25 protein-coding genes are annotated in these 26,768 nt (G+C 40.8%); 4 read left to right on the forward strand and 21 right to left on the reverse strand.

The window, feature by feature from the left end; translation table 11 throughout:
- Positions 1–157: DUF4372 domain-containing protein (locus JV16_RS10375; protein WP_042535703.1), on the reverse strand; the 157-nt coding region annotated here is incomplete at its 3' end.
- Positions 158–562: 405 nt separating this feature from the next.
- Between JV16_RS10375 and JV16_RS10380 the strand changes: the two genes are divergently transcribed.
- The gene (locus JV16_RS10380) at positions 563–1,489 is read left to right on the forward strand and encodes an MBL fold metallo-hydrolase (protein WP_042535705.1); all 927 of its coding nucleotides are present in this window, start codon (positions 563–565) and stop codon (positions 1,487–1,489) included.
- A gap of 54 nt (positions 1,490–1,543) precedes the next feature.
- Here JV16_RS10380 and JV16_RS10385 read toward each other — a convergent pair whose 3' ends face one another.
- Both JV16_RS10385 and JV16_RS10390 read right to left on the reverse strand, forming a co-directional pair.
- Positions 1,544–3,310 (reverse strand): ABC transporter ATP-binding protein, encoded by a 1,767-nt coding sequence (locus tag JV16_RS10385; RefSeq protein WP_042535707.1) that lies wholly within the window; start codon positions 3,308–3,310, stop codon positions 1,544–1,546.
- Entirely contained in the window at positions 3,307–5,061 is a 1,755-nt protein-coding gene (locus tag JV16_RS10390) for an ABC transporter transmembrane domain-containing protein (RefSeq protein ID WP_042535709.1), read from the reverse strand. Before JV16_RS10390 ends, JV16_RS10385 begins: the two co-directional genes overlap by 4 nt.
- A 179-nt stretch (positions 5,062–5,240) precedes the next feature.
- On the opposite strand from JV16_RS10390, the gene JV16_RS10395 reads away from it, so the two are divergent.
- Positions 5,241–6,461: an NAD(P)/FAD-dependent oxidoreductase gene (locus tag JV16_RS10395; protein WP_042535710.1), complete on the forward strand. Its 1,221-nt coding sequence runs from the start codon at positions 5,241–5,243 to the stop codon at positions 6,459–6,461.
- A 9-nt stretch (positions 6,462–6,470) separates the two neighbouring features.
- Here the strand turns inward: JV16_RS10395 and JV16_RS10400 are convergent, their stop codons facing one another.
- The 3 genes from JV16_RS10400 to JV16_RS10410 all read right to left on the reverse strand — a co-directional run bounded on the left by JV16_RS10400 (position 6,471) and on the right by JV16_RS10410 (position 9,468).
- Positions 6,471–7,781 (reverse strand): glycosyltransferase family 4 protein, encoded by a 1,311-nt coding sequence (locus JV16_RS10400; RefSeq protein ID WP_021094120.1) that lies wholly within the window; start codon positions 7,779–7,781, stop codon positions 6,471–6,473.
- Entirely contained in the window at positions 7,778–8,869 is a 1,092-nt protein-coding gene (locus tag JV16_RS10405; protein WP_021094121.1) for a CotS family spore coat protein, read from the reverse strand. The genes JV16_RS10400 and JV16_RS10405 overlap by 4 nt, the downstream gene beginning before the upstream one ends.
- A gap of 104 nt (positions 8,870–8,973) precedes the next feature.
- On the reverse strand, positions 8,974–9,468 hold the full coding sequence (locus JV16_RS10410; protein WP_021094122.1) for a glutathione peroxidase: 495 nt from the start codon (positions 9,466–9,468) through the stop codon (positions 8,974–8,976).
- A 133-nt stretch (positions 9,469–9,601) separates the two neighbouring features.
- Here JV16_RS10410 and JV16_RS10415 point away from each other — a divergent pair, with 133 nt between their 5' ends.
- On the forward strand, positions 9,602–10,447 hold the full coding sequence (locus JV16_RS10415) for a carbon-nitrogen hydrolase family protein (protein ID WP_042535713.1): 846 nt from the start codon (positions 9,602–9,604) through the stop codon (positions 10,445–10,447).
- Between the two features lie 11 nt (positions 10,448–10,458).
- Entirely contained in the window at positions 10,459–11,121 is a 663-nt protein-coding gene (locus tag JV16_RS10420) for a GNAT family N-acetyltransferase (RefSeq protein WP_021094124.1), read from the forward strand.
- An 82-nt stretch (positions 11,122–11,203) separates the two neighbouring features.
- On the opposite strand, the gene JV16_RS10425 is transcribed toward JV16_RS10420, so the two are convergent.
- The 15 genes from JV16_RS10425 to JV16_RS10495 form a co-directional block, all read right to left on the reverse strand.
- The gene (locus tag JV16_RS10425) at positions 11,204–11,641 is read right to left on the reverse strand and encodes a DnaA N-terminal domain-containing protein (RefSeq protein WP_244463826.1); all 438 of its coding nucleotides are present in this window, start codon (positions 11,639–11,641) and stop codon (positions 11,204–11,206) included.
- Between the two features lie 49 nt (positions 11,642–11,690).
- The gene (locus JV16_RS10430) at positions 11,691–11,936 is read right to left on the reverse strand and encodes a YuzB family protein (protein ID WP_021094126.1); all 246 of its coding nucleotides are present in this window, start codon (positions 11,934–11,936) and stop codon (positions 11,691–11,693) included.
- A gap of 73 nt (positions 11,937–12,009) precedes the next feature.
- Positions 12,010–12,528 (reverse strand): hypothetical protein, encoded by a 519-nt coding sequence (locus JV16_RS10435; RefSeq protein WP_042535717.1) that lies wholly within the window; start codon positions 12,526–12,528, stop codon positions 12,010–12,012.
- A gap of 4 nt (positions 12,529–12,532) precedes the next feature.
- Positions 12,533–13,654 carry an o-succinylbenzoate synthase gene (menC, locus tag JV16_RS10440; protein ID WP_042535719.1) on the reverse strand — a complete coding sequence of 374 codons (1,122 nt, stop codon included), beginning with the start codon at positions 13,652–13,654 and terminating at the stop codon, positions 12,533–12,535.
- A gap of 57 nt (positions 13,655–13,711) precedes the next feature.
- On the reverse strand, positions 13,712–14,419 hold the full coding sequence (locus tag JV16_RS10445) for an ABC transporter ATP-binding protein (protein WP_042535720.1): 708 nt from the start codon (positions 14,417–14,419) through the stop codon (positions 13,712–13,714).
- 13 nt (positions 14,420–14,432) lie between these two features.
- Positions 14,433–15,209 (reverse strand): ABC transporter ATP-binding protein, encoded by a 777-nt coding sequence (locus tag JV16_RS10450; RefSeq protein WP_042535722.1) that lies wholly within the window; start codon positions 15,207–15,209, stop codon positions 14,433–14,435.
- Positions 15,190–16,476, reverse strand: a complete 1,287-nt coding sequence (locus JV16_RS10455) for a branched-chain amino acid ABC transporter permease (RefSeq protein ID WP_042535778.1) — start codon at positions 16,474–16,476, stop codon at positions 15,190–15,192. Before JV16_RS10455 ends, JV16_RS10450 begins: the two co-directional genes overlap by 20 nt.
- 9 nt (positions 16,477–16,485) lie before the next feature.
- Positions 16,486–17,472: a branched-chain amino acid ABC transporter permease gene (locus tag JV16_RS10460; protein ID WP_021094132.1), complete on the reverse strand. Its 987-nt coding sequence runs from the start codon at positions 17,470–17,472 to the stop codon at positions 16,486–16,488.
- Positions 17,473–17,593: 121 nt separating this feature from the next.
- Entirely contained in the window at positions 17,594–18,799 is a 1,206-nt protein-coding gene (locus tag JV16_RS10465) for a branched-chain amino acid ABC transporter substrate-binding protein (protein WP_042535724.1), read from the reverse strand.
- Positions 18,800–19,082: 283 nt separating this feature from the next.
- Positions 19,083–20,252 (reverse strand): sugar ABC transporter permease, encoded by a 1,170-nt coding sequence (locus JV16_RS10470; RefSeq protein ID WP_021094134.1) that lies wholly within the window; start codon positions 20,250–20,252, stop codon positions 19,083–19,085.
- A 3-nt stretch (positions 20,253–20,255) separates the two neighbouring features.
- Entirely contained in the window at positions 20,256–21,809 is a 1,554-nt protein-coding gene (locus JV16_RS10475) for a xylose ABC transporter ATP-binding protein (protein ID WP_084220346.1), read from the reverse strand.
- 16 nt (positions 21,810–21,825) lie between these two features.
- The gene (xylF, locus tag JV16_RS10480; RefSeq protein ID WP_042535726.1) at positions 21,826–22,908 is read right to left on the reverse strand and encodes a D-xylose ABC transporter substrate-binding protein; all 1,083 of its coding nucleotides are present in this window, start codon (positions 22,906–22,908) and stop codon (positions 21,826–21,828) included.
- A 179-nt stretch (positions 22,909–23,087) separates the two neighbouring features.
- Entirely contained in the window at positions 23,088–24,320 is a 1,233-nt protein-coding gene (locus JV16_RS10485; protein ID WP_042535729.1) for a helix-turn-helix domain-containing protein, read from the reverse strand.
- On the reverse strand, positions 24,298–25,737 hold the full coding sequence (locus JV16_RS10490) for a sensor histidine kinase (RefSeq protein ID WP_042535731.1): 1,440 nt from the start codon (positions 25,735–25,737) through the stop codon (positions 24,298–24,300). Before JV16_RS10490 ends, JV16_RS10485 begins: the two co-directional genes overlap by 23 nt.
- Positions 25,734–26,720, reverse strand: coding sequence for a sugar-binding protein (locus JV16_RS10495; RefSeq protein WP_042535733.1), 987 nt, complete (start codon positions 26,718–26,720; stop codon positions 25,734–25,736). The genes JV16_RS10490 and JV16_RS10495 overlap by 4 nt, the downstream gene beginning before the upstream one ends.
- Between the last annotated feature and the right edge of the window lie 48 nt (positions 26,721–26,768).

The following is a 26,768-nucleotide window of genomic DNA, read 5'->3' on the forward strand; positions in this document are numbered from 1 at the left end:
GCAGTTGGGCTACCAATAAAAATTTAATATAGGCTTCTGTTGTCAGCTTTTTTGTGTAATAGTCCTGTTTCAATTCTTTGACTTGTTCGCTAAGTTTTTGAATATTTATGGGTGAAACCCATTTACCAAATGATGAAATTAGTGTATTCTTGTCCATAACAGTTATCCTTTACGATTGGATTTGGACAGGAACCACCTGTACTTCCATTGTAAAGGATTTTTTTGTTTCGAAATCAATAAAAAATTGAACATTCTTAGTATTTTGAATCATCAGATTTAATTACTGCAATGCTAGTGATGTGAACAATAAAAAATAGAACTGAACATATGTTATGCCCAGTTTCTTCCCCCTCGTTCAACACATATTTAACAATTTTTTCTTTGGCTCTGATATATTTTAAACTTCACTACGACAAGATGCGGATGTTTTGCGGATGACTTGCTTCATTTTCTCATTGTCAAGAGAAACATTTTCATACGAACAAAAAAATTAAAGAAATCATGGTGTATACTTATATATACTGAATGCTCAAATGAAACACCCATATTGGAGGAGAAGAAAATGGGAAAACGATATGAAAATTTAGATGGGGTATGCACAACAAAAACATTTGCTGATTTACGGCGTTGGTATGCGGAAAGAAGACAAAAAAAGAAAGACTGGTCATACACTTTGCCTCGTGAACATATTGATTCTTTTTTGCTACATACAAATAAAAACCAAACGTTGCTCACATGGATAGGACATGCGACATTTATTATTCAAATAAATGGCTTAACCATTGTTACAGATCCGGTTTGGGCAAAACGATTAGGAACGATTCGCAGACTAACTGATCCGTCCATTCCGATTCATGATGTACCTCCCGCTGATGTCATATTAATTTCTCATAGCCACTATGACCATTTACATTTCTCAAGCATAAAACAGCTAAAAGGAAATCCTCTCATCCTCGTTCCAAGCGGGTTACGTTCTTCCTTTCTAAAAAGAGGGTTTGAACGTGTCGTGGAATGCTGTTGGTGGGACACCGTTGTTGAACAAAATGTTTCGTTTACGTTCGTTCCTGCACAACACTGGTCAAAGCGGACACTATTTGATACGAATACATCCCATTGGGGCGGATGGGTCATTGAAGGAAAAGAAAAACCAACGTTTTATTTTGCTGGAGATAGTGGATATTTTCGCGGATTTCGCGCGATCGGGGAGCGTTTCCATATCGATTATGCGTTGCTGCCTATTGGGGCATATGAACCAGAATGGTTTATGGGGCCTCAACATGTGACACCAGAAGAAGCTGTACAAGCATTTGTCGATTGCCGTGCAAAAACATTTATTCCGATGCATTACGGTACATTTCCACTCGCTGACGATACACCAAAAGAAGCGCTAGATCGCCTATATGCCGAATGGGAACGGCGCAACTTTCCAAGCGAGCAGCTATGTGTACCAAAACTTGGGGAAATCGTATATTGCGAAACCGCCACTTAATATGGCGGTTTCGACAAATGTGTTTGACAAAACTAAAACAAGCTTTAAAAACTTTTATATACATACATCTTCGGTTAACCCATTTTGCAAGACGTACATCCGATAATATAACCCTCGTTTTGCGAGCAGCTGTTGATGCGTGCCGCGCTCAACAATTTCACCTTGATGCAAAACGAGAATTTGATCGGCATCTTGAATCGTTGATAAGCGATGGGCAATCGCAATCGTCGTTCGCCCTTTTCTCATCTTTTCGAGCGCTTGTTGAATGGCTTCCTCTGTTTCTGTATCGATATTTGCCGTTGCTTCATCAAGCACTAATATTTTCGGATTGATTGCAATCGTACGAGCAAATGCAATGAGTTGACGTTGGCCACTCGAAAACGTCGTCCCCCTCTCTGTCACGGGATGATCGTACCGTTTTGGCAATTTTTCAATAAACGAATGGGCTTGAACAAATGCCGCAGCTTGTTCTATATCTTCATCTGTCAAACGTTTATGATGAAGTCGAATGTTATCTCGCACCGTCCCATAAAACAAAAACGGATCTTGAAGGACAAGGCCGATATTTTTTCGCAATTCTCTTTTCGGATATGCTTTAATGGAATGTCCATCAATCAAAATGTCACCGCGTTCAAACTCGTAAAAGCGCATGAGCAGTTGAATGATCGAACTTTTTCCGCTTCCTGTATGACCGACGAGCGCAACTGTTTCTCCAGGTCGAGCGATAAACGAAATATTTTTTAACACGTCGCGTTTTCCATCGTAACTAAACGATACATTGCGAAATTCCACCGTTCCTTTTTCAATAACAAGTGGTCGCTCATATTGTTTCGGTTCTTCTTCTCGTTCATCTAACAATTGAAACACGCGCGACGAAGCAACGAGCGCTTGCTGAAACATCGATAAACGCATCATCATTTGGTTAATCGGTTCAAAAAAACGCTCTAAATAATTGACGAAGGCGTACAACACACCGATTTCAACCGGACTTTGAAAAGAAGAGATGCCAAAATAACTTAAAACGACAATAAGCGAAAACACATAAACGACGTCTGTCGCTGGACGAAGCAATAAACTATCAAGTTTAATATTTTTCATTGCCGCTATATAATGTTTTTCGTTAATGTCTCCAAATTGCTCTCTCATTCGCTTTTGTTGGCGGAACGCTTGGATAATCGCCATACCTTGAAGCGACTCATTTAACTTTGCATTTAGCTGGCTTAACCGCTCACGCAAATCGCTATAAAACACCGAGCTATACTTTCTATACGTACGAATAATGATATAAATAACCGGTAAAATCACTAAACAAAAAGTAGCTAAACGAACATCGAGCAAAAACATCGCAACGAATACACCGACTAAGAAAAAAGCACTTTGGATAAATGTGACGAGCACTTCAACAAACATTTCTTTAATCGCTTCCGTATCATTTGTCACTCGCGATACGATACTTCCCGCTGGCGTCCGATCAAAATAGCGCATTCCTAACGATTGTACTTTAGAAAAAACATCGATACGAAGTTGTTGAATAATTTTTAGTGCAATTTCTTGAAACTTTAACAATTGAAAATAAGATAGAACGACTTTCCCAATGTGGATCGCGACGTAAGCGGCTGCTAATCCGATCATTGCCTGAAGCGGAAATGTCATATGTGTTAAGTAGTCATCAATAAACACTTTTACAATAATCGGACCGAGCACTTCGCCCGCAGTCGTTAAGGCTAAAAGAAAAAAAGCAAAAAACAGTGACTTTCGATGCGGTATCGCATAGCTCATGAGCCGCATAAACACTTGCCGTTGATTCATATTCGATCTCATTGTACACCTCCACGTTCCACAAACTGTTCAAGCTGTTGGCGAACGTACATATCTCGATACCAACCGTCTTTGGAAACAAGCTCTTCGTGCGTACCTCGCTGAACAATGTTTCCATCTTCAAGCACTAAAATTAAATGCGCGTGTTGAATAGCACTTAACCGATGCGTCGCAATAATCGTCGTTTTGCCTGCCCGATTTTCTTTCAACGCCCGTAAAATGCGCTCTTCCGTTTGAGCATCAACAGCGGATAGTGAATCGTCTAAAATAAGCACTTCCGGATCAAGGAGCAATGCACGCGCAATCGATAGCCGTTGCTTTTGTCCTCCAGATAAAGACACACCTCTTTCACCAACAACTGTTTCGTACCCTTCTGGAAACTGTACAATATCATCGTGCACTTGAGCGAGTTTGGCAACATGCTCTATTTCTTCTTGACTCGCATCTGGTCGAGCAAAAGCAATATTGTCACGAATGGAGGCAGAAAAAAGAAAATGATCTTGTGGTACATAACCAATGGCTTCGCGCAATCGTTCTAACCGATATTGTGTAATGGAATGTCCGCCAAAATAAACGTCCCCATCCATTCCAACAAACTCGCGCAATAATACTTTTAAAAGCGTTGTCTTTCCGGCTCCTGTTTTCCCAACAATCCCTAACGTTTCTCCTTTTTTTAACGTAAACTGAATATGCTGTAATGTTGGCTTCGTTTCATTCGGATACGTAAAGGAACGAATGTCGTACGTGATGTCGCCTGTCGGTACTTCATCAATTAATCCTTCATTTTCTTGTATATCTGGTTTTTCACGCAATAACGAGGAAACACGGTCATACGAAGCGCGACCGCGTTCGACAATATTAAATAGCCATCCGAACGCTAACATTGGCCAAATGAGAAGTCCTAAGTACATCGTAAAAGAAACGAGTTGCCCAATTGTCAACTCTCCTTGAACGACAAAACGAGCACCAAAAACAATCGCTAAAAAAAACGACACGCCGACAATGAGCGAAATCGTTGGATCAAACAATGAATCAATGCGAGCAACCGCCATATTTTTTTGAACGACGTCATCCGCTTGTACTCGAAACGATTCGATTTCTTCTTTTTCTTGTCCGAACGTTTTTATTACTTTCATGCCCGCAATGCTTTCTTGCACTTTATCGTTTAAAGCAGAAAATGCCTCTTGCGCATGATGAAAACGTTGATGAAGCAACGACCCGTAATAGCTTGTTAAATAAGCCATAAGCGGCATTGGCAATAAACAAATGAGCGTCAGTTTCCAGCTAATCGTAAATGCCATCGTCGCAATGACAAAACCCCCGATGCATAGTGAATCGACAAGCGTTAAGACGCCAACACCCGCTGTTTGCTGAATCGCTTGTAAATCATTTGTCGCATGTGCCATTAAATCACCGATGCGGCGGTTTTGGTAAAATGACGGAGACATCGTTGTAAAGTGACCGTACAGCCGATCGCGCAAAAGCCGAGCAAGCTTCGCTGCTGATCCGAAAATCATCGTCCGCCAAACGTAACGACAACCGTACATACAAATCGCTACACCTGCGAGCAAGCTTAACCACGTAGCGAGCTTTTCTTTCGTCAGTTCCCCCGCTTTTACAGCATCAACAACGTGCCCAATCACTTTCGGTGGGACAAGCTCAAGCAACGATACAATCGCAAGCAATATAATTCCGATCATATACGCTTTTTTTTCTTGCTTAAAAAACCACATTAAGTCCAAAAATACTTTCACATTCCATCCCTACTTTCTCACATGCCCATTGTCGTTTCGTCCTATTTTATCAAATATTCCAAAAATAAGAAAGCTTTTTGCTATGTCAATATATAAATCCCATTGTTGTTGTCGCATACTTTTACATATGCAGGTCAATCTAAAAAAGACCAGAACAAAAAAGAAAGGTGGCTATCGCAATGGATTTACAAACAGGAAAGTTATATTGGCCAACGACATTTCTCGATGTTCCATCGTATCCCCCTCTTGAGAACGACATACAATGCGACGTGTTGATTGTCGGAGCGGGCGGTTCAGGAGCGTTATGCGCCTATTATTTAAGTGAAACAAATTTAGACGTTGTTGTGGTCGATAAACGAAAAGCAGGATACGGAAGTACGATGACAAATACAGCACTGATTCAATGTCTCGGTGATAAAATGTTTTTTGAACTCGTTAACAGCTTTGGCGAAACGTATGCCGCACGTCATTTAACGCTTTGTCAACAAGCCGTCGATGAACTTGAACGGGCAGCAAATTGCTTACATATCGATGTGGAATTTCAAAGAAGGGATAGTTTGTATTATGCAAGCGTGGCCGAAGATGTCCAAAAGCTTGAAAAAGAATATACAGCGTTAAAAAAACAAGGCTATCCTGTTGTCTGGTTGAATGAACAACAAATTCGTAGCCATTACCCATTTGCAAAACATGCTGCTTTATATACAACGGGGGATGGAGAATTAAACCCATATAAATTGACAATTGGTTTATTGGAATATGCAAAACAACGTGGCGTGCGTATTTTCGAAGAAACAGAAATCAACGGAAAAAAACTCGAACAACATATGGCAACATGTTATACGAAAAATGGGCATTCCATTCAAGCTCGGAAAGTCATTTTTGCCGCAGGCTACGAAACGTTAGAAGTGAAACAAGAAAAAAAAGCGTTACTCGTTAGTTCGTATGCGGTTATTACAAATCGAGTTGAAGATTTTTCAAGTTGGTATAAACGAACGCTCATTTGGGAGACAGCCCGTCCGTATGTATATATGCGAACAACGGCTGACGATCGCATTATTATCGGAGGGCTTGATGAGAATACAGCGTATGCGGATGATCGCGACGCTAAGCTTATGCATAAAAAAGAACGACTGATCGAGGAATTTCATCGACTTTTCCTCGATATTCGCGTCGTTCCTGAATTTTATTTAGCTGCCTTTTACGGTGGGACGCATGATGGTCTTCCGATGATTGGTGTGTACGATTCCTTTCCAAACTGTTATTTCGTCTATGCTTACGGAGATAACGGAACCGTGTATAGCACAGTCCTTGCTCAAATTTTACGCGACGTCATTACAGAAAAACAAAACGATGACTTTTATTTATATATGCAAACAAGACCGAAACTCCCACAAACATAAGTGGGAGTTTTATGTCGTAATCGCCCATACAAATGCTTTTTTTCTTTTTTTGTTTAACACTATTTCTTCTTCAATTGGCTGTAAAGATGGTAAAACTGGCTCGGTCGGCTGTTTTTCAACGACTTGCTCAACGATTTCTTCAACAGAAACAGTTGCTTGTATTGGCGAAAGCTCAGTTTGTTCGACATGTTGCCATACACGGAGTAGGTCTGATGCCACGCGCTCCCAACGATAAAGTGATGTTGCTAATTTACGCCCGTTTTCTCCCATTTTTTTCATTAGAGTACGATTGGACAACACATATGCCATTTTTTCCACAAAGTCTTGCGGATCTTCTGGTCTTTCGACAACAACACCATTTTCATTTGGAACGATGACCTCTGGATTGCCACCACGAGCAGTTGTAACAATCGGAAGCCCGGCTGCCATCGCTTCATAATGAACGCGAGCAAGCGGCTCTTGCCATTGCGACGTACAAACAAATAAATCAGCTGCGGCAAACCAATGTTGAATTTCATTTGGCGGCACAAATCCTGTCGCCACAACAGGAATAGGTAATCTTTTAGCTAACGAACGAACGTAAGCAATATAGTCCGTCGTCCCTTCTTCACTAAACCATTTGCTTCCGACGATGACGAGCGCTAAGTCGTTAAATCGCTTCGCAAGTTCCGGCAACGCTTGAATCAGTTTGTCAACCCCTTTATTTGGCGACAAACGCCCAGCAAATAAAATGACTGTTTTTTGATCGATCCCATGCGCCTGACGTAGTTTCTTACGAATCGGTGCCATATTCGGATGATTCCCTGGTAAAAATCGATCGGAATCGACACCTGAGTAAATCGTTCTCAATTTTCCCTCTGCTTCTGGATATAGGTCGCGAATGACTTGACCGATATAGTCGCTAATAGTGACAATCGCACATACTTGCTTCACGACTTCCTCTGCTTCTTCACGATTGATTTTCGTAGGTTGAAACATATCGTTATGCATGCTCAGCGTAATTTTTGTATGAGGAGCAACTTGACGAATTGGTAAAACGAGACGTGGGCGGTTAAAAATGTGGATAAGATCGAACGAATGAGCTTGCACGTATTGAACGACGTGTTCGAGATATATGTCAAATATCCCACCCGGAACGCGTACATAATGAATGCCGTCGATCGTTTCTTCATTTGGCAGTGTTTCATGTTGTACACCTAATACCGTAATACGATGTGCGCGGTGAAGATGGGGGAGGATGCCAGCAATATACGTTTGAATCGCACCACCGAGCACGGGAGGAACAGGTAGCTTTTCTGTACAAATCATTAAAATGTTCATCTGTTTCTGTTCTCCTTCCAATCGTTTTCAATTTCCGCAAGAACCGGCCATTTCGTTTCATCCGTTGCAACAATGATCTCAATGAGTTGCATCGTTTGTTCCGTTAAAAATAACTCTGGCTCATATACGACTTCTTTTAAGTTTTTGTAAAATTCATTCGGAAGTGACAAATCAATCATCAATATGTCATATAATGAAGCGTCAATTGGATTGGCTTCATGATACGCTCGAATCATCTCTCGCACCCATTGAGCGTCCCAACGGTATAAATCAGCCATCGTACCAGAAATCAGTTTTCGTAAATCTCGAATGGGCAAATCGTACGCGACACCATCTAAATCGATAATCCACATGCCATTCGCACCCATTTGTCCGTTCGACCACCCATAATCTTGATGCACTAATCCCCATTCACTATGTCCAAGTTCAACTAATTGGTCATACGGAGATTGTTGTAGTCTAGTGAAACTTTCGCGCGCCTGCGCCTGAAAGCGGTCGACAACTTCCAATAACATCGCGCTTGCAGGCATCTCTTTATACGCCTTCGCTAATTGGCGAAACCAGTCCATTTTGTTTATCGTTTTTTCGTACGTTTTCGGCCATTTATACAGCCGGGACGCGATTTCTGCTCCTTTTGGAGGAACGTATCCTTTACTTAAACGATGAAATTCACCAAGTGCATAACAAAGCTGTTTTGCCCCTTCTAAATCTTTCGTTACAGGAAATAACGGCTCGATCCATTCCGCAACAAACCATAGCTTCCCTCCAGCCTCCACATAATCCGTTCCTTCTTTCGTTTGAACAATCGGTGGGACATTTGCTTTTTGCACATCGACTAAATATCGCTGAGCGCCAAGGCTAAACAAACTGCGTGTTGGACGACGATGAAGCAATTTTAAACTTTTTGGCCCTTTGTTCGTTTCTAACTTCCAAATGGCTCCTCCTTTATCCGGTTTCGTCGTGACGACTTGCCTACTTTGAACAGATAAATCATAATGACGCAAAACATCTTCTGCCATTTGTTCAATATAATCCGGTACGAAAAACTCATGCATCGTTTCATCTACGATCCAAGGTTCAATGAACATATAACCCCTCCTATTTGGCGTCAATCTCTACTATCTCAGCATATGCACTATACAAAAATCGGTATAGACAAATCGATTACGCCCAACAAAAAACCGTCTCTTTTTCATTCAGAGACGGGTTCATGAAGCAACGATTCAATATGTTGTTCAAGCTCGAACGGCTTTGTCGTTGGGGCAAACCGCGCAATCACTTGACCTTTGCGATCAACTAAAAACTTTGTAAAGTTCCATTTCACCGCTTTCGTTCCTAACACACCTGGCGCTTGTTCCGTTAAGTAAATGAAGAGCGGATGAGCGTTTGGACCGTTTACGTCTACTTTCGCAAACATCGGAAACGTCACACCGTAATTGAGTTGACAAAACTGTGAGATGTCATCCTCTGATCCCGGTTCTTGATTTCCGAATTGATTGCACGGAAAACCGAGCACAACAAAGCCTCGTTCTTTATACTTGTCGTACAATTGTTGCAATTGTTCGTATTGTGGCGTCAACCCACATTTGCTTGCTGTATTGACAATTAATAATACTTTTCCTTTATACTGCGCTAACGATTGCTCTTCCCCTTGAATTGTACGTACATGAAAATCGTAAATGCTCATTTTTCATTCCTCCCTTAACGCTATTGTAACACATCGATCATTTTTTCTACACAAACGATGCTTCGATTCAGACAAAATAAAAAATGTTCGTTATAATAATGGTGAAAAAATACAAAAAAGAAGGTGCGTTTCATTGAAAATGCGCGTCAGTGCGGTTCAATATTATTTACATACGATTCCATCATTTGAACAGTTTGCAAAACAAGTCGAACATTATGTAAAAACAGCGCAAGAATTCGGTGCTGAGTTCGTGCTCTTCCCTGAGTTTATTACAACACAACTTATGTCCATTGGGGATGGAATAACGATTGAAGAGCTTCCAACGTTTACGGACGCCTATCGCTCATTATTTTCAACACTTGCGAAACAGACGAATATGCATATTATTGGCGGGACACATGTCATAAAAAAAGAGGATCGACTATATAATGTCGCTCATTTATTTTATCCCGATGGAACGATTGCTGAACAGGCGAAATTACATATTACGCCAACGGAAGTGAACGAATGGAATATGCATGGCGGCGATTCATTACATGTGTTTCAAACAACAAAAGGAACGATTGCGATTTTAACATGTTATGACATTGAATTTCCTGAAATTGTACGCATGGCACGTGCAAAAGGAGCGGACGTCATTTTTTGTCCATCGTGTACCGATGATCGCCACGGATTTCATCGCGTACGCTACACATGCCATGCTCGTGCGATCGAAAATCAAGTATACGTCGTCACGACAGGGACAGTCGGGTCGTTGCCAACCGTTGATTTTATGCGCGCAAACTTCGGACAAGCAGCGATCATTACACCGAACGATATTCCGTTCCCACCACGCGGTGTTTTAGCCGAAGGAGAAATAAACGACGATATGATCATTACAGCTGATCTTGATTTACAGCTTCTTTACGACGTTCGCGAGCGCGGATCGGTAACCACTTGGCGCGACCGTCGCACAGATTTATATGTAGATTGGACATAAGGAGGAAGACAATGTATAAAAAGCAACTTTACGTATTTCATGATGATCGTCCTATCCCTGCACTCATTCGCAACTATGAAGAAAAAGATATCGATGCGTTAATTCGGATTCAACAGGAAAGCTTTCCACCCCCTTTCCCATCTGAACTATGGTGGAATAAAGAGCAGCTCATGAATCATATGACACTTTTTCCAGAAGGAGCGTTATGTGTCGAAATTGACGGGGAAGTCGTCGGATCGATGACCGGTTTAATTGTGAACTACCATCCGAACGACGCCGATCATACGTGGGAGGAAATAACGGACAACGGATATATTCGCAATCATAATCGAAACGGCAATACGTTATACGTCGTTGACATTGGTGTGCGCCCAGCATATCGCAAACTCGGGTTAGGAAAATGGCTCATGCAGTCGATGTACGAAGTTGTCGTCCATCAAAAGCTTGAACGGCTATTAGGTGGGAGTCGAATGCCAGGGTATCATCGATATGCCAATGAAATGACTGCCGAACAATATGTAGATGCAGTTATAAACGGAAAACTCACAGACCCTGTTATTACTTTTTTACTTCGCTGCGGTCGCACGCCAGTGAAGGTCGTCGCTAATTATTTAGAAGATGCCCAGTCGTGCAACTACGCTTTGCTTATGGAATGGCGCAACCCGTTTTTATAAAAACTTATTAAATAAAGCGACAGGGTGCCTTAAGATACGATAACAAGCACCCTGTTCAATAGCATTGAGAATAAGTCTCTTTTTAATGAATATACGTTTTCTGTACAGGTTTCTCATCTGTCGCAAGCAGTCGTTCAAGAAAATCTGTCCGTTCGCGCAGTTGCGCCACTTCTTTTTCTATTTCTTCCATTTGCCGTTCCACTTTTGTGACGCGCGCTTCAAGATGCCACGTTTGTTTTTCGAGGGTAATCATGTAGTTCCACATACGCATAAATTGCTCATTAGAGAGTTCATGGGGTGCCTCTAACTTGACAACCACCCGTTTTCCGCAAACCTTTTCGATCGCTTGTTCAATGTAAGGCATATACAACGTTTCAATCCAACTTTTTTGCATTGGGTTTGTGCAATGAATAGTGACCGTATGTTCTTCCATCGTTGCTGTCGTTCCTTCAATCCATGTTTCAAAAGCAAGTGAGGACATCATGCGAGATAACACTTGTTTGACTTCTGACCACATCATTTTCCCCCCTTTCACACATGAAATTAAACAAAAATAAAAAAATTCCTGCTTATTTTTCCCGAAACGTCCACCATTGTTTTGTCATTTCATAAGAAATACGATCATACAATTCGTCCGTCGTCGTCGCTTTTACAGCTTCTCCATCGATTAAAACGAACGGACAATGTTTGCACATTTTGCATTTGCCGATGCAATCTTTTCGCTTCACTTTCACATGTTTGAACGTTTGTTTTAAAAATTGATACAACGTTTTCGTTGCAAATTTATTCTTTTTACAAAAATATACTTTTTTCATTCAGCAACACTCCAAGTATGATAACTATAATCATTTTCACTTCTATCATACTTGGAATATCACATTCCTTCAATTATTTTTGTTCAGCATACAAAAGCAACTGTTCAAGCGAACGAATGATATATGGAATCATCTGTAATAAATCGTCAACATGGCTTTCGTTAATCGTACGTTCGAAATCAATCGTCACTTGATGAGTATATCGTTCATGTTTTGGGTATGTATACGTTAACGTTTGGATAACTGTGCGCTGTTCCCCCCAAATGCGCTTTAGCGCCTGTTCTACGGCTTGGCAATCGACATGTGTAGCTGAAAAAGAAAACGAAACCGTCACGGTGCAACCTGTGTTCGTGACATCTTCGTGTAACAACTCGTTTGCAATATGTTGGAGCGTCATTTCAAGCGAAATAGTACACGTCAATTGATGAGCATGACGCAATTGAAAAGAGAGAGCGTACGCGCGCGTAAATTTCGCTAAGTCAACGATGTCTGAGCGATCAATGATCGCAATGAGTTCATCATTTGTATCTAAATCGTAAACGGCTCCTTCAACAACTGTTTTTAAATTATCAAAAATCGTTGGATCAAACATATCCTCATCCTTTCACACGGTTATATACTTTTGAACGAACGACACGCCTTTCGACTTCTTTCATATTCACTTCATAGCCTATACCGAGCTGTTTCGAAACGAAAATGCGTCCATGATGAACGGTAACTTCCGGATCAATGAAATCACGATCCCAATAATTTGCCGACGCAGCAGTATCGCTTGGCAAAGAAAAATGCGGAAGTGTTGCTAGAGCGATGCTATGCGCTCGTCCGACTCCACCTTCTAACATTCCGCCACACCATACAGGAATATGATGTTTTTGGCATAAATCATGAATGCGTTTCGCTTCCGTTAATCCACCTACTCGGCCAATTTTTATATTGATGATTCGGCAACTTTGCAATTCAATTGCTCTTTTGGCATCTTCGTATGAACATATGCTTTCATCTAAACAAATCGGTGTGTTTAGCTTTGCTTGTAATTTCGCATGATCAACGATGTCATCTACAGCAAGCGGCTGTTCAATCATCAGCAACTCATAGTCATCGAGCGCTTGTAAGCGATCGATGTCGTGTAACGAGTAAGCGGAGTTTGCATCGACCATAAGCGGAACATTAGGGAAATGTTGACGAACGACACGAACGACATCCACATCCCATCCTGGCTTAATTTTTATTTTTACACGCCGGTATCCTTCCGCAAGCGCTTGTTCCATTCGTTTTAGCAAATTCGTTATTGGCTGAATACCGATGCTTATTCCAACTTCCACTTCTTGTTTTTCACCGCCGAGCGCCGCGCTTAATGACATCCTACGTCGTTTGGCGAACAAATCCCATACCGCCCCTTCAAGCGCTGCTTTGGCCATGTAATTGCGGCGAATCATCGAAAATCGGGCGTGCAGTTCATCCGGATGATAAACGGGTTCTTGAAAAAGAAGCGGAATTAAAAAATGTTCGAGCATATGCCACGTCGTTTCCAACGTTTCCTCCGTATACCAAGGGGCAGAAAAAGCAACACCTTCCCCCCATCCTCGCTCGCCATTTTCATCGATCGCTTCCACTAATAAAACGGGTCGCGTTTTCATCGTTCCAAAGCTTGTTGTAAACGGTGATTTTAATTCCATTTCTAAATGTCGCAATATCACTGTATCAATGTGCACATCCATCCCTCCGAAACAATTATACAAAAAGGCGCTAGCTTTTGTCGCCAGACGCCTTATGTTTCACCCTAAATATGCTTCTCGTACTTGTTCGTTTCCAAGCAGTTCTTTTCCTGTACCTGACATTGTAATTTCTCCTGTTTGAATGACGTAGCCACGATGCGCGATTTGCAACGCTTGAAACGCGTTTTGTTCGACAAGCAAAATTGTCATTCCCTCATCGTTTAACTCTCGAATAATGTGGAAAATTTGCTCAACGATAATTGGAGCTAATCCCATCGACGGTTCATCTAACATGAGCAACTTCGGTTTCATCATTAAAGCACGACCGATCGCTAACATTTGTTGCTCTCCTCCACTCATCGTCCCCCCTTTTTGTTGTAGACGCTCTTTTAGCCGGGGGAAATAATGAAAGACTCGCTCCATTCGTTCAGCTATTTCTTTTTTATCGTTCACCGAAAAGGCACCCATTTCTAAATTTTCTTTTACCGTCAATCGTGGAAAAATTCTCCGTCCTTCAGGAACATGAGCGATGCCTGCCAGCGCGGTTACATGTGGTGGTGTGTTTGTCATGTTTTTTCCTTCGTATACAATGCTTCCGCTTTTCGCCTTCACTTGTCCGCTAATTGTTTTTAATGTCGTCGATTTTCCCGCACCGTTACTGCCGATTAACGTAACAATTTCCCCTTCACATACTTCTAAATCAATTCCTTTTAGCGCATGCACTCCACCATAAAACGTATGAACGCGATCTAAACGCAACAAACTCACTCGCCATCCCCTCCTACGATGCTGTTGTCGCTCCTTTTCCTAAGTAAGCTTCAATGACTTTTTCATTATTTCGAATGTCATCCGGCGTACCTTCAGCAATTTTTTCCCCATGATCTAACACAATAATATGTTCAGAAATTTCCATAACGAGCTTCATATCATGTTCAATTAAAATAATCGTTAGTTGCAATTGTTCACGCATATCATAAATAAGCTTAGTCAATTCCGCTGTCTCTTTCGGATTCATTCCAGCGGCAGGCTCATCTAATAGCAACACTTTTGGTTTCGTCGCTAGTGCGCGGGCAATTTCAAGTTTTCGCTGCGCCCCATAAGGTAAATTTTTTGCCTCTTCGTTATAAAGTGACTCCAAACCGACATATTGCAAAAGACGATACGCCTCTTGTTTCGCTTCTTTTTCCTCTTTGCGCATCAATGGAGTAGAAAGTATCATATGAAATAACCCGCTACGTAAATGCGTATGCATGCCAACCATGACGTTTTCTAATACGGTCATCGCTCTGAATAAACGGATATTTTGGAACGTACGCGAAATGCCTTTTTGTGCAACTTGATGGGGCTTTAATCCAACGAGCGACTCGCCATTTAATAAAATATCACCGCTCGTCGGTTGATACACCCCTGTGACCATGTTAAACAATGTTGTTTTCCCTGCACCGTTCGGTCCGATAACAGCTGTAATTGACCCTTTTTGTACATCCATATCAATATTGTTGTTTGCAATAAGCCCACCAAATTGCTTTGTTAATTGTTTAACCGTTAAAATAGACACCTTTTGCTCCCTCCTTTCCATCTGCTACGTTTGTTACACCACTTTTCAACTCTTTTTCATCAAAACGAGGATTTTTTGCCGGCAACAATCCTTGCGGACGATACAAGGCAAAGACAATTAAAATCAAGCCAAAAATAAACCGTTGCATTTTGGCTGGAGATAGCGCATCAGGAATGTGAACGACTCCGCTTAAACTAAGCTGGTTCAACCAGTTTGTTAATTCTGTAAGCACTTGAAGATTTAAAATCGTTACGAGCGCTGCACCGAGTATAACCCCCGGAACGCTACCCATGCCTCCTAAAATGACCATGACGAGAATTGTAATAGACTCGAGCAGTGTAAAGCTTGTTGGATCAACAAACGTCTGTTTTGCTGCAAATACAACCCCCATCATTCCTGAAAATGAAGCGCCAACGGCAAACGCCATCAACTTTGTACGGACGAGCGGAATGCCCATCGCTTGTGCGGCAATTTCATTTTCCCGCACCGCTTTCCATGCTCGACCAATTTTCGAATATTCTAAACGACGGACAATAAAAATCGTAAGCAACAAAATCACTAATACAACATAATAAAATTGACTCGGGTACATAAATTCAATCCCGAACAGTTTGGGCGGTTGAACAGAAGCGAGCCCCATCGCACCGTTTGTAATGTTAACTGGTTTATCCAAATTATTAAAAATAATACGAATAATTTCTCCAAATCCGAGCGTTACGATCGCTAAATAATCGCCTTTTACTCGTAAAACCGGAATGCCGAGTAACACGCCAAATATCGCAGCAACAATACAACCGATGATTAAAAATATCCAAAAACTTTCCCCAGATAACGGATAGTGTCCAAATGGCATAAAGTTGTTTGCTTGTGCTGTCGCGAAAATACCGTACGTATAGGCACCAATGGCAAAAAACGCTACGAACCCTAAGTCTAAAAGACCAGCAAGCCCTACGACAATGTTTAATCCAAGCGCCATCGCAATGTAAATTCCGACTAACGTGGCCACTTCCATATATGATTGATAAGCTTCTCCTTGGCTTGCGGCTAGAGGCAATAGCACACTTAATACGAGAATGCCGATGACCCACTTCACACGATTCGAAAATGACGTAAAATATAAAAACAAAAGCGAGGAAAGCAAAAGCAAAAAAGCAACAACTGATTTTTGTGCTAAATATAAACTGATAAACGTGGTAGCAATATACATACCAATCACGGTCGCCTGAAGACGTTTATTTTTCTCCAATACGTTCAACCATTTTTTCATCTCGACCACCTACACTTTCTCAACCGACACTTTTCCGAATAGTCCTTCTGGCTTGAAAATAAGAACAATAATTAAAATAGAAAAAGCAAACACGTCTTTGTACTCCGCTCCTAATATTCCATCAGAGACAATCGGTAAGTTGGCCGCTGCAAACATTTCAAGTAGACCGAGAACAATGCCACCGAACATCGCACCGCGAATGTTTCCAATCCCACCTAATACCGCTGCGGTAAAAGCTTTCAATCCTAAAATGAAACCGATGTATGGATCAATCGTTCCATATTGAATCGCAAAAAGAACACCTGTTGCCCCGCCTAATGCAGATCCAATAAAAAACGTTAAAGCGATAACTTTATTGACATTTACACTCATAAGCGCAGCCGTTTCACGATCTTGGGCGACAGCACGCATCGCCATCCCCCACTTCGTTTTATTCACAAAAAAGTCAAGCGTCACCATCATGACAACAGCTGTAACTAAAACGATAAAGAAAGAGGACTTAACTGAGGCGTCATGAAATCCTGACCAAATAGAGGAAGCTGAAATGTTTACTTGTCCAGTAAACAAACTTGGACCAGTTAAAATGTAGTTTCCTTTCTTTAATTCTGTAATAAAACGAACAAAATCTTGTAATAAAAACGAAATTCCAATTGCTGTAATGAGTGTAATTAGTTTTGGGGCATTTCGCAACGGACGATAAGCAATTCGCTCAATGCCCATGCCGAGCAATCCCGTTACAATCGATGTCGCTACAAGGACGAGAAGCAACGCCAACAGCATCGGCATAGAAGATAGCCAGCCAAAAGCAGAAAATGATAATAAAAGCGCTGTCCCAACAAATGCACCTGTCATAAAAATTTCTCCATGAGCGAAGTTAATAAGTTCTAAAATTCCGTAAACCATTGTATATCCGAGAGCGACAATGGCGTATACAGCGCCCAATGCCAATCCGTCGATGATGACTTGGGGTAATGTTTGTAGCACATGTTCGATCATATGTAGTTCCTCCATTTCCTTGTCTTTTTCTAAAAACATGTAGCTTGTCCCTTTGCTCGTGAAAAAATTTACAAGAAAAGGGTACGGCAAACTGTCATACCCTTTTCAAACGTATTCATCATTATTTACTTACTTCATCTTCTAATCGAGCTGGATATGTTGCTTCTTCGAATTTGTAAATGTAAATTTTCGCGTATTTGTTGTCCCCTTTTTCATCAAAGCTTACTTTTGTCACAACTCCTTCATAATCTTGAACGTTACGAACCGCTTCCGCTACTTGTTCACGGGAAGGAAGTTTGTTTCCGTTTGCTTTAATTGCTTCTTCAATCGCTTTTAATAAAACACCCATCGCATCGTATCCGTAAGCGGAATACGATTCAATATTTTTGCCGAATTTTTGTTTATACTTTTCAGCAAACTGCTTTCCGGCCTCCGTCGCCGTTGCAATACCTGCTGCGGATGTAATGAATGTATTTTTCACTGCATCGCCCGCAATTTCAACAAGCGTTGACGAGTCCATCCCATCTCCGCCCATAAATGGTACATTAATACCTTTATCACGCGCTTGCTTAATTAACATGCCACCTTCTGTATACATACCACCGAAATAAACGAGATCCGGTTTTTTCGCGAGCACTTGGTTTAATACGCCATTAAAGTCTTTCTCGCCAATTGTAATTCCTTCAAATCCAACAATTTCAGCACCTGCTTCTTCCGCTCCTTTTTTAAACGCTTCTGCTAAGCCTGTGCCGTATGCTGTTTTATCTTGAATGATAAAAATTTTCTTTGCTCCTAATTTTTCAACAGCGAATTTTGCACCTGCAGGACCTTGGAAATCGTCACGTGCACAAATGCGGTTCACCGTTTTTAAGCCTCGGTCAGTGACATCTGTTGCTGTATTTGCTGGAGAGACCATTGGGATGCTATATTTTTCGTAAATTTCTGAGGATGGAATGGCAACACCTGAGTTCAAATGTCCAACTACACCTAAAACTTGCTGATCGGCCCCAATTAATTGAGCATTTGCTACTCCTTTTTTCGGATCAGCTTGATCGTCATATGGAACGAGTTCTAATTTGAAACCTAACTTCTCGAATTTTTCTTTTTGCTCTTCTAACGCGAGTTGAGCCCCGAGTTTGATCGATTCTCCTAACGTTGCTGCTCCACCAGAAAGCGGACTTTGTGTGGCAATTTTAATGACTGTCCCCCCTCCAGATTCTCCACCGTTTTTTGCCGTTTCCGACGTTTTCTCTGCTGAACAGCCAGCTAACAAACCAATAGCTAAAGCAGCAGATGTGAAAATAGAAAGCGTCTTTTTCCCTTTCATGTCAATCCCCCTTTTTATTTTCTGAAAATTTAATATTTTCACAAGAATAATATAATATGAATTAACAGAATAGACAAGACGTATTTTTGAAATTTAAAAGAAAAGACATATTTCAACAAAAAACTGATCGTATTAACGATCAGCTTCCCCACATCCCATTGAACAATGAAATGGGACATATGAAAATATTCCCCCCCTAACAGTATATTTCTAAAACATTTCCATTTTCATACAAAAGAAGCGCTAGAAAGGCAGCATTTTCTGCCTTGCTAGACGCCCTTTGTTAATTCGCTTTTCGTTTTCGGCTAGCAATATCGATCCAAACGGCTAAAATTAAAATACTTCCTTTTACAATGTATTGCCAAAATGTTTCCATACCTAGCAGTGACATCCCGTTATCGAGCGACGTCATGACCATGGCTCCGATCATTGCACCGATAATTGTACCAGATCCACCCATTAACGACGTTCCACCGATGACGCAAGCAGCAATCGCATCTAGTTCGTACATTTGTCCCGCTGAAATAGTAGCTGATGATAAGCGTGCCGTTAACACGAGAGCCGCAATGGCAGAGAGCAATCCTGTAAAAACAAACAACATCATCGTATGACGTTGAATGTTAATACCAGATAAACGAGCGGCTTCCACGTTGCCTCCAATTGCATATACATGACGACCAAATGTCGTTTTTGTCGCAATGAATGAAAAGATCAACGCGAGTGCAATAACAAAAATAATAGGAAAAGGGATCCCTTTATAACTGTTCATCGTCAAAACGAATAACAAAATAAGTACGCTAATGACAAGTAGTTTAGCAATCTCAATCGGTAATGGTGAGACAGTAAAGCCGTATTGTTGCCGCGATTTTCGCTTACGGAACGTAGAAACAAATAAAGAAACAATAGCGATCACCGCAAGCACGATCCCAAAGGCGTTTGTAAAATATGCGCTTCCTAAAGCGATAAATTGAGCATCAAAAATTGGGATAGTTGTTGATTTTGTAATCCCCATTAACGCCCCACGAAAAATCATCATCCCACCTAACGTCACGATAAACGCTGGAATCGCTCGATAAGCAACTAGCCATCCTTGAACAAAGCCGACAAGCGCTCCCGCAAGCAACGTGCATACGATGACAACAGATGTCGGCATTCCCATCCAGTTGCTTAAAATGGCTGCAATGCCGCCAGTTAATCCGACGATCGAACCGACGGAAAGGTCAATATGCCCGGCAACGATGACGAGCACCATGCCAATTGCCAAAATAGCGGTAACCGACATTTGTGTAAATAAGTTGGATAAATTTCGTGCGCTTAAAAATGTCTCATTTAGCATCCCAAAGAAAATCCAAATCGCAATGAGTGCACCGATCATCGTATAAGCACGAATATCTACTTTTCCAAATATATTTTTCTTCTTTTGTTGCTGTTCGATGACTGCTTTTACTTCCATGACTCATTCCCCTCCTGTCGCTGCCATCATAATATTTTCTTGTGTTGCTTCATCGTGTGATAACTCTTTCACAATTCGTCCTTCACGCATAACATAAATACGATCGCTCATTCCTAAAATTTCTGGAAGCTCAGAAGAAATCATCATGATGGCAACGCCTTCTTCTGCTAATTTATTCATTAAATGATAAATCTCATATTTTGCACCAACATCAATACCGCGTGTTGGCTCGTCTAATATTAAAAGCTTTGGCTTCGCCATTAACCATTTCGCTAATACGACTTTTTGTTGATTTCCTCCAGATAACGTACCAACAGCTGTTTCTAAAGACGCTGTTTTCGTTTTTAGTTCATCGACATACTTTTGACTCCACTTTAATTCTTCATTTTGATTAATGACTTGCCAACGGCTAATGTTTTTTAAACTTGCTAGTGTCGTGTTTGTTTTAACATCCATTCCGAGTACAAGCCCTAACCTTTTTCGATCTTCTGTGACAAGTGCAATACCTGAACGAATAGCATCTTGTACCGAACGAATGTGCACTTGCTCTCCCTCCATCCATACTTCTCCTTCAGCTTTTCCTCCGTATGCACCGAACAAGCTCATCGCTAGTTCCGTTCGCCCGGCTCCCATCAAACCAGCAATTCCGACAATTTCCCCAGCACGAACAGTCATATGAATACCGTCATTGACTTTCATCGGTTTTTCTTTATGCCAAACGGAATAGTTTTTCACTTCTAATACGACATGCCTTGGCGTTTTTTTGACGTACGGATAACGCTCTGTCAACTCGCGTCCAACCATGAGCGCAACAACTTCATCTTCATTCGTTTCTGCGCGTGAAAGTGTCGCAATAGATTTTCCGTCGCGCAATACGGTGATCGAATCTGCTAATCGAAATACTTCTGGCATTTTATGAGAAATATAAATACACGCAACTCCTTGTGCCCGTAGCTGTTCTAAAATACCCATTAAAATTTCAACTTCGCTTTCGGTTAAAGCTGCCGTAGGTTCATCTAAAATTAAAATGTTTGCTTGTTTTGCGAGCGCCTTTGCGATTTCAACTAATTGCTGTTGACCTATGCCAAGTGAATGGATTTTTGTTTGTGGAGAAATTGTTAATCCGACTTTCTTTAACCATGTTTCTGCTTCATAATACAATTGATCCCATTGAATGATACCGAATTTACGTGGTTCGCGTCCTAAAAAAATGTTTTCGCCAACCGTCATTTCTTTTACGAGTGCGAGCTCCTGGTGGATGATCGCAATGCCTGCCTGTTCCGCATCAACAATATTTCGAAACGAGACCGGTTTACCATCAATACGAATTTCACCATCATACGTGCCAGCTGGATATAGTCCGCTTAACACTTTCATCAACGTCGATTTTCCAGCACCATTTTCGCCACAAAGCGCATGAATTTCTCCCTTTTTCACTTTGAAACTAACGCGGTCAAGCGCTTTCACACCGGGAAACTCTTTTGTAATATTCATCATTTCTAACGCATACATTCGTTTCACTCCCGTTGTATCATGTTGAAAATAAGGGTCTGGCAAAGCCAGCCCCTTGTTTTCATTGTTTTGGCCATTGATCTTTCGGTACGTTTTTGAATACGTCCTCTAATTTGTGATATCCATCTTTAATGACTGTATCTAATACGTTGTCTTTTGTTACCGCAATCGGATCAAGCAAAACAGATGGAACGTCAATTTTACCGTTTGACACAGTTTGATTCGTTTCGATTTTCTCACCTTTCGCTAAAGCAACAGCCATCTCCGCTGCTTTTGTTGCAATGGCTTTAATTGGTTTATATACTGTCATCGTTTGAGTGCCTTCAACGATACGTTGGAGTGCTGCCAAGTCAGCATCTTGTCCAGAAACAGGTACTTTTCCTGCCAATCCTTGCGCGGCTAGTGCTTGGATGACGCCACCTGCTGTTCCGTCATTCGCTGCAACAACGGCTTGAATGTTATTATTGTTTGCTGTTAATGCGTTTTCCATATTTTTTAACGCTTCTTCTGGTTTCCAATCTTTTGAGAACTGATCGTAAACAATTTTAATGTCGCCTTTTTCCTCAAGCGGCTTTAATACGTTCATCGCTCCTTGGCGGAATAAATGGGCGTTGTTATCTGTATCTGCTCCACCGATGTAAACGTAATTTCCTTTTGGTGCTCTCTCTACAATCGCCTGTGCTTGCATTTCACCGACGCGCACATTGTCAAATGAAACATAATAATCAACATCTGCGTTTTTTATTAATCGATCATACGCTATTACAGGAATTCCTTCTTTATGTGCTTTATCTACAATTGGAGCAGAGGCTTCGGCGTTGTGGGGTATCACAACAAGAACATCTACTCCTTCGGAAATGAGCTGTTCAGCTTGGCTCAATTGCACAGCATCATCCCCATTTGCCGCTAACGTTTTTACTTCTCCTCCAAGCTCTTTCACTTTTGCCTCAAACAATTCTTTATCCCTCTGCCAACGTTCTTCCTTCAGTGTGTCCATAGAAAGTCCTATGACAATTTTGTCATCGTCTTTTTTCGACGATTCGCTTCCCCCTTCGTTTCCTGAAGATACAACTCCACACGCTGTTAATGCGGAGGCTAGAACAAATGTTGCCGCCCCTTTCGCGACATGTTTCCACCATTTCACATGTATTCCCCCTTGTTTTTCATATCGTTTACATGTTAAGCGTACCACAAAGAAAAGAAAGCGTTTTCTTTGTTTTCTTCACTTATTTGCGATATATTCGCACAATTTAAGCGTTTTCATGAGTGCGAAAAAGAACAAATTAGCATTTTTTTGTGATAAGACAAAAAAATGCGAGCGCTTTATAGACGCTCGCACACTTCTTGTCGATATTCTGTCGGTGTCATATTTGTCACTTTTTTAAACACACGGCTAAAATAGTTCGGATCTTTATATCCAACGCGATAACATGCTTCTTTCACCGTTAATCCTTCATCACGCATCAACTGTTTCGCTTTTTCAATGCGCAAATGTGTTAAGTAGTCGATGAACGTTTGACCTGTTTCTTTTTTAAATAGTTTACTAAAGTAATACGGTGTTAAATGGACATATTTTGCTACTTCTTCAAGCGTGACATCATAGCAATAGTTTTCGTGCAAAAACATTTCGACTTGCTCAATGACATTGCCATTTGTCTTTATATGAATTTGTTCCACTTCGTCCGTTATCGGAACATCATCAATATGTATCGCTCGACTAAATGATGATACATAACGTACCGCGGTCCACGCCTCTTTATATGAACGCTTCAAACCATCCACTCCCGAGCGAATCGTACCAATCCCTATCTTTACACGCTGTTGCAATGCTTTCTCAAGCTGTTTTAACAACGATTGAGCGAAAGAAATGATCCGTTCATGTTGTTCAGCCTCAATAAAAATAGCCATTTGCCTTTGGCTAAGCGGGCTACATAAACAACGTCGCTGTTGTTTTATACATTGTTTCACTATTTCTTCCCACTTTTCACGCTCAGACGCATCACTTTTTTCTAATTCAATAACCATTGCATATCCCTTTTCAAATTCCATGCCGGTAAATGTATGTGCAGAACATTCATCCATTTTCCCCATTAACAACCATGTCCAAGCTGTCTCACTTAGCGCTTGCAGCTGAACGAGTTTTTCACGAGCTGTTAATTGCTGTTCACGCATCGCTTGTTCTTTCGTAATTTGATGTAACAATTTTTGCAACAGCTCGACGATTTGTTGCTTTTTAGCCGGTTTTAACACGTATTCGATAACACCTAAAGAAATCGCTTCTTTCGCATATGTAAAGTAATCATATGCTGTTAAAATGACAATTTTTGATTGCGCATCTATTTTACGTATTTCTGCAATTGCTTCTAGTCCTTGAATGCCCGGCATTTTAATATCCATAAAAATGATATGTGGACGATGTTGTTCCACTTGCTGAATCGCACTTCGACCATGTTCAGCATGAAAAATAGTAAACGTCTGTGGAAATGCGCGCTCAATCATCAATTGCAACCCTTCACGCTCTAGCGGCTCATCATCAGCAATAAGTAGCTTGTACATCGCTCTCCCTCCTCGGCAGTCGTAAAATAATGGCTGTGCCTTCGTTTGGTGCGCTTTTTATATCAAGTATTTTCTCTACCCCATAAAAAAGTTGCAGACGTCGTAGCACGTTTTCTAATCCAAGTCCAGTGGAATGACCTGTTTTTGTTAATGAATATGATGCGTTCATAATCGCTCGTTGTACGTCGTACGGCATCCCTACACCGTTATCTGCGATAGTTACTTGAATGCAATTTCTTTTTTCTTCAATGATTAATTGAATGTTCGCTCCTTCTTCCATTCCTTCGATACCATGAATAAAAGCGTTCTCAATCAGTGGCTGCAACGTTAAACAAGGGATCGGCTGGTCTAAACATGATTCATCTATTTCGAGTTGAAACGTCACACGATCGCGAAAACGGGCTTTTTGAATAGCAAAATACTCCTTTGCATGCTCTACTTCTTCACGTAACGTAACAGGCTGATCGAGCTTTCGTAAGTTGTATCGCAACAAGTTCGACGTGGATACGGTGAGTTCACTTGTCTTTTCTGCCCCTTCGATATAAGCAAGTTTTGAAATGACGTTTAGCGTATTAAATAAAAAGTGAGGATTAATTTGACTTTGGAGCGCTTTTAGCTCTAACTCTCGAACAAGTTTTTCTTTTTCTAATATTTCCATATTTTTAGAGATTAATATACGCAAATTTTCAATCATATGTTGAAATGTTTTACCGAGTAAACCGATTTCATCATATCCATCAAAGCGGGGGATTCGCGTGTCCAGTTGACCCGCTGAGATGTTTTTCGCCGCATGAACAAGATGATGAATCGGAATGACGATCGTTCGTGATAACCATATTGCAAATACGATGCTTAAAATCGTTGTTAAAATAAACAGCATCCCACCTAATTCATTCATTCGTGCTGTATGTTGTAACATTTGCTTATACACCGGTTGATATAAGCTTAGTTCAACATCAACAAGCGCTTGGCTATCTTCTCGAATAAATGAAGCAATTTTTTCAATTTCGTTATATTGGTCAGCATATCCTGTGAGGTGTTTGTTTACAAGTTGATTTATGATTGACTGTTCCCTTTGCAAAAACACACTTAGCATATTTTTATAGTTTTCGAGTATAAAAGCGTCATCTCCTTCTAGTTTTCTTTCAGTTAGCAAACTTTGTAGCATCTCCAATTTTTTTTTATGCTCAATTAACTCTTTATAGCTATTTTCATCTTGATGAATTAAATAACTGCTTAAAAAACGCACATTTTCTTGTGTTTCAAGCGAAATTTGTTTATATAAAAAAATGCGCTGCATCATGACATCGTAACTTTCTTGTACCTTTTTTCCACTTTGAAAAATAAAAAACGCGATACAATTCAATAAAAGAACGAGAAGTGGAATAAAAACAAACAATTTCGTTCGGATTTTCATTTGTTTCTCCCCTGCTGAACGTTTTGACGGTCGATGACTTCAATCGCTGTAAAATGTTCTTTATCAATTTGTTTGCCAGAAAGATGGTCAACCATTAATTTGACTGCTGAATATCCCATATCGTAAGGTTTTTGGACGACCGTAGCCACAATGTCCCCTTCTTTGATCGCTTCCATTGTTTCTTCCACATCGTCAAAACCGAAAATTTGAATGTTTTCACGATGTAAGTTTTTTACCGCCATTCGAATACCGATCGCATCGAGCGCACTCGTGCCGACCATAACAGAAATATTCGGATGTTTGCGCAACATTTGTTCCGCTTGAATCGAGGCTTGAATGCGAGAAATGTTCGATGATGTAACGGAAACAACTTGTAAGCGCGGATGCTCAGCAATAACAGATAAAAACCCTTGCAAACGTAGACGTTGGTTTTCTGATGTATCGGTTCCAATGATTACTCCAATCGCTCGCTCTCCTTCTACGCGAGAAACAACTGCCCTTCCAAGCAGCTGACCTGCTTCAAAATTATTTGTTCCAACATAAGCGATGCGTCGGCTTTTTGGGGCGTCAGCATCAATTGTAATCACAGGGATATTTCGCGAAATAGCTTTGTCGATCAGCGGTGTAAACGCTTCGTCTTTTAAATTTTGAACAATGATGCCATCCACCCGGGAAGCAATCGCTTTTTCTAGCAATTTTACTTGTTCATCAATGCTTGTTTGAAGTGGACCAGTATATTCAATATTGATATTATACTGTTTTGCCGCCTCTTTTGCTCCATTCTCAATTTTTCTCCAATATGGATTATCAAATACTTGGGATATTAAAACAATATGTGGATATTGCGACATGTGTTTCGGCTGATATTGCAAACGAGCAACAGTCCTTTCTAGTTGCTGTGTCACAATAATGAAGTAGAAAAATACGTACAGAAATAAAACAAACAAACCAATTAAAATAATTGTCCATTTTTTTTGCGCCATTGTCTTCACCTAATTTTACTATAATTCGTTTTGATAACGTTTACAATA

It is taken from the genome of Anoxybacillus ayderensis (assembly GCF_000833605.1).
Taxonomy (GTDB): Bacteria; Bacillota; Bacilli; order Bacillales; family Anoxybacillaceae; genus Anoxybacillus; species Anoxybacillus ayderensis.

Bases quoted from the DNA above. Each gene is read 5' to 3' on its own strand.
- JV16_RS10380 (WP_042535705.1), top strand. From the start codon at position 563: ATGGGAAAACGATATGAAAATTTAGATGGGGTATGCACAACAAAAACA.
- JV16_RS10385 (WP_042535707.1), bottom strand. From the start codon at position 3,310: ATGAGATCGAATATGAATCAACGGCAAGTGTTTATGCGGCTCATGAGC.
- JV16_RS10395 (WP_042535710.1), top strand. From the start codon at position 5,241: ATGGATTTACAAACAGGAAAGTTATATTGGCCAACGACATTTCTCGAT.
- JV16_RS10400 (WP_021094120.1), bottom strand. From the start codon at position 7,781: ATGAACATTTTAATGATTTGTACAGAAAAGCTACCTGTTCCTCCCGTG.
- JV16_RS10405 (WP_021094121.1), bottom strand. From the start codon at position 8,869: ATGTTCATTGAACCTTGGATCGTAGATGAAACGATGCATGAGTTTTTC.
- JV16_RS10410 (WP_021094122.1), bottom strand. From the start codon at position 9,468: ATGAGCATTTACGATTTTCATGTACGTACAATTCAAGGGGAAGAGCAA.
- JV16_RS10420 (WP_021094124.1), top strand. From the start codon at position 10,459: ATGTATAAAAAGCAACTTTACGTATTTCATGATGATCGTCCTATCCCT.
- JV16_RS10425 (WP_244463826.1), bottom strand. From the start codon at position 11,641: ATGATGTGGTCAGAAGTCAAACAAGTGTTATCTCGCATGATGTCCTCA.
- JV16_RS10430 (WP_021094126.1), bottom strand. From the start codon at position 11,936: ATGAAAAAAGTATATTTTTGTAAAAAGAATAAATTTGCAACGAAAACG.
- JV16_RS10435 (WP_042535717.1), bottom strand. From the start codon at position 12,528: ATGTTTGATCCAACGATTTTTGATAATTTAAAAACAGTTGTTGAAGGA.
- menC (WP_042535719.1), bottom strand. From the start codon at position 13,654: ATGGATGTGCACATTGATACAGTGATATTGCGACATTTAGAAATGGAA.
- JV16_RS10455 (WP_042535778.1), bottom strand. From the start codon at position 16,476: ATGAAAAAATGGTTGAACGTATTGGAGAAAAATAAACGTCTTCAGGCG.
- JV16_RS10460 (WP_021094132.1), bottom strand. From the start codon at position 17,472: ATGATCGAACATGTGCTACAAACATTACCCCAAGTCATCATCGACGGA.
- JV16_RS10465 (WP_042535724.1), bottom strand. From the start codon at position 18,799: ATGAAAGGGAAAAAGACGCTTTCTATTTTCACATCTGCTGCTTTAGCT.
- JV16_RS10470 (WP_021094134.1), bottom strand. From the start codon at position 20,252: ATGGAAGTAAAAGCAGTCATCGAACAGCAACAAAAGAAGAAAAATATA.
- JV16_RS10485 (WP_042535729.1), bottom strand. From the start codon at position 24,320: ATGTACAAGCTACTTATTGCTGATGATGAGCCGCTAGAGCGTGAAGGG.
- JV16_RS10490 (WP_042535731.1), bottom strand. From the start codon at position 25,737: ATGAAAATCCGAACGAAATTGTTTGTTTTTATTCCACTTCTCGTTCTT.
- JV16_RS10495 (WP_042535733.1), bottom strand. From the start codon at position 26,720: ATGGCGCAAAAAAAATGGACAATTATTTTAATTGGTTTGTTTGTTTTA.